This window comes from Kribbia dieselivorans NBRC 106261 (assembly GCF_001552435.1).
Taxonomy (GTDB): domain Bacteria; phylum Actinomycetota; class Actinomycetes; order Actinomycetales; family Dermatophilaceae; genus Kribbia; species Kribbia dieselivorans.
In genome coordinates this window covers 1-3,268 of sequence record NZ_BCRE01000262.1, presented here as the reverse complement: position 1 = coordinate 3,268, position 3,268 = coordinate 1, and the positions used below count along the sequence as shown (strand labels likewise).

Genomic DNA, 3,268 nt, shown 5'->3' with positions numbered 1-3,268 from the left:
CGTGGGCGCCTTCACCGGGCCGCACGAGGACGAACGGGGCGGACGAGGGCACGAACTCGAGGCCGCGCGCGTGCAGCCCGCCCTCGAGCACCGCCCGCCAGCGCGCGAGGGTCAGCGCACGCTCACGAGACTCCGCCGCGGCCTGCGGGGTGCTGCACGCGATCATCGCGGCGAGCGCGGGCGTCGCCACCGACCACGGCGTCTGCTGCGCGGCGAGGTCGCGGATCACCGTGGGGTCGCCGACGACGAAGCCCGCCCGGATCCCCGGAATCGACCAGTGCTTGGTCAGGCTGCGCAGGACGACAAGGTCACCGGACGATGAATCACGTTCTCGCAGAAGGGATTCCGGCTCATTTGGCACGGCGTCGAGAAACGCCTCGTCGACGACGACGAGCCGTCCCGGGCGACGGAGCGCGGTGATGAGACTCGCCCGATGCAACACGCCGGTGGGGTTGGTCGGGTTGCCGAGGACGACGAGATCGGCGTCATCGGGGACGTCGCCGGGGTCGAACGCGAAACCGTTCTCGGCACGGCAGAGCACGGTGGTGACGTCGTGGCCGGCCTGGGCGAGCGCGGCGTGCGGCTCGGTGAACTGCGGATGGATGACGACCGGTCGGCGCCAGGGGCGCAGCCGCGCGATGAGGGTGAACGCCTCGGCGGCGCCGGCCGTCGGCAGGACCTCCTCGACGTCGCGGCCGTGGTGGGCGGCCAGGGCAGCGGTCGCCGCGGTGGCGTCGGGGTAGGTGTCGATCTGGGTCAGCGAGTCGCGCAGCGTCTGGTCGAGCCACGCCGGGCGCGGTCCGTCGTAGACGTTGACGGCGAAGTCGAGGAGTCCGTCGCCGGTTTCGGCGTCGCCGTGGTGGCGCAGCGGATCGCGGGGTGGGTCGGTCGGTGCGGTCGACGTCGGCTCCAGCACCAGGTCCGGCGATGTGTGGTCCGCCACGGGTGAGTCGTGCGGCGTCGCGGCGTGCACCGCGTCGGCGAACCGCTGCGCGAGTTGCGGGTGCCCGGCCCAGTGGACGTGCAGGTACGACGCATGCAGCGTGCCGCCGGCAAAACCACTCGGAGCGTCGTCGATCACCCACGCGGCAGCGTGCCCGTCACCGGCGCCACCATCACCGCTGGCCGGCGTCGTCACGGTGCGGTGGAACTCGTGCCCGGTGACCTCCTCCCCCGCGCGGGTCAGCACGGAGTCCCCGACCGCCGTGGCGACCGGGTACCGCAGCGTCAGCCGCGAGGCCATCTCGGCGGTCGCCGGCAGCACCTGGGCCATCGGCGCTCCGTCGAGCGATTGCGCGAGGTAGAGCAGTCCGGCGCACTCGGCGACCGTGGGCACGCCCGCCTCGACCGCGGCGCGCAGGTCGTCGAGCAGCGGCCGGTTCGCCGCGAGCTCGCCGGCGTACACCTCGGGAAAACCTCCGCCGAGGTACACCCCTCGGGTACCGGCCGGCAGCGCCGCATCGGCCAACGGGTCGAACGTCACGACGTCGCACCCGGCCGCGGTGAGCAGTTCCTCGGTCTCGGCGTACCGGAACGTGAACGCCCGTCCGCCGGCCATCGCCACGACGGGGCGTTCGCCGGCCCCGAACGCACCGGCCGACGAACCCGGCGTCACGTGCTCGGCCGGGTCCCACGGCGCTCCGTCAAGCATCGGCGCCTGCCGCGCCACGTCGAGCACCGCGTCGAGATCGAGGTGCGCCGCGACCTGCGACCCGAGCCGATCGATGAGCGCGACCGACCCGTCCCGCTCGGCTGCGGTCACGAGGCCCAGGTGCCGCGAGGGCGTCGCCAGCTCGGGGTCGCGCGGCATCAGCCCGAGCACGGCCAGCCCGGCGCCCTCCACGGCGGCAACGATCTCGGCGTCGTTGCGCGGCGATCCCGTGCGGTTGAGGATCACTCCCGCCACGGCGATCCGCTCATCGAACGCCGCCATGCCCGCCGCGATCGCGGCCGCGCTGCGGGACATGCGCGCGATGTCGACGACGAGCACGACCGGCGAGTCGGTCAGCGCCGCGACGTGCGCCGTCGACGCGAACCCCTGGGTGCCCAGGCGTCCGTCGTACAACCCCATGACGCCCTCGATGATCGCAACCTCGGCGCCGCGCGCCCCGTTGAGCAGCAGCGGCACGACGCGCGATTCGCCCACGAGATGCGGGTCGAGGTTGCGCCCCGGACGCCCGGTCGCGAGCGCGTGGTAGCCGGGGTCGATGTAGTCCGGACCGACCTTGTGACCGCTGACCTCGAGCCCGCGACGGCGCAACGCCGCCATGAGACCGGTCGCGATCGTCGTCTTGCCCTGCCCGGTCGACGGCGCGGCGACGACCAGGCGCGGCAGGGTCACGCTCATCGCGCCACCGTGGCCGGCGAGGTCACCATTCGATGCCCTTCTGGCCCTTCTGACCGGCGTCCATCGGGTGCTTGATCTTGGTCATCTCGGTGACGAGGTCGGCGATCTCGATGAGCTTCGGATCGGCGTTGCGCCCGGTGATGACGACGTGCTGGTGCCCGGGGCGGTCGCGCAGCGTCGCGACAACGTCGTCGACGTCGACCCAGCCCCACTTCATCGGGTACGTGAACTCATCGAGGATGAGCAGGTCGTGCGTCTGCGCGGCCAGGCGGCGCTTGATCTCCGCCCAGCCCTCGATCGCGGCGGCGGAGTGGTCCTCGGCCTCGCCCTGCTTGCGGGTCCACGACCAGCCCGAGCCCATCTTGTGCCACTCGATCGGGCCGCCCTCGCCGGTCTCCTCGTGCAACTCCCCGAGGCGTTCGAGCACGGTCTGCTCACCGATCCGCCACTTCGCGGATTTGACGAACTGGAACACCCCGATGTTCCACCCCTGGTTCCAGCCGCGCAGGGCCAGACCGAACGCCGCGGTCGACTTTCCCTTGCCGTCGCCGGTGTGGACCGCCAGCAACGGCCGGTTGCGTCGCTGGCGAGTGGTCAGGCCGTCGTCGGGGACGGTGGTGGGCTGTCCTTGGGGCATCAGGCGGCTCCGTTCACTTCGCGGGTGTGGCGGTGGACCGAACCGGTCAGCGCCTCGGCACTGACCTCGGTCACAGGCAGATGCTCGGCGCCGAGGTGGCGGGCCAGTCGGGTGGCCAGGCCGAGACGCAGCGGGCCGCTCTCGCCGTCGATGACGACGGTGGTCACGCCCAGTCCGGCGACGTGGTCGGCGGCCTGCATGGCGCGGGCGACGGCGTCCGGGCCGGCGGTGGCACGGCCGTCGGTGACGACGACGAGGAGCGGTCGTAGCCGCGGGTCGCGCAG

General features: G+C 72.7%; 3 protein-coding genes. All 3 read right to left on the bottom strand.

Features of this window, described 5'->3' with window-relative positions:
- Positions 1-2,347, bottom strand: a 2,347-nt coding sequence (cobBC, locus tag KD1_RS15640; RefSeq protein WP_068403449.1) for a bifunctional hydrogenobyrinic acid a,c-diamide synthase/histidinol phosphate aminotransferase CobBC, incomplete at its 3' end; no start/stop codon positions are given.
- 22 nt (positions 2,348-2,369) lie between these two features.
- Entirely contained in the window at positions 2,370-2,984 is a 615-nt protein-coding gene (cobO, locus tag KD1_RS15635; protein WP_068403447.1) for a cob(I)yrinic acid a,c-diamide adenosyltransferase, read from the bottom strand.
- Positions 2,984-3,268 (bottom strand): vWA domain-containing protein (locus tag KD1_RS15630; RefSeq protein ID WP_502690830.1); only part of this gene is annotated, 285 nt, incomplete at its 5' end. The genes KD1_RS15630 and cobO, both read right to left, overlap by 1 nt.

What these genes read in the sequence shown, in the direction of transcription:
- cobO (WP_068403447.1), bottom strand. Translation starts at nt 2,984, where the DNA reads ATGCCCCAAGGACAGCCCACCACCGTCCCCGACGACGGCCTGACCACT.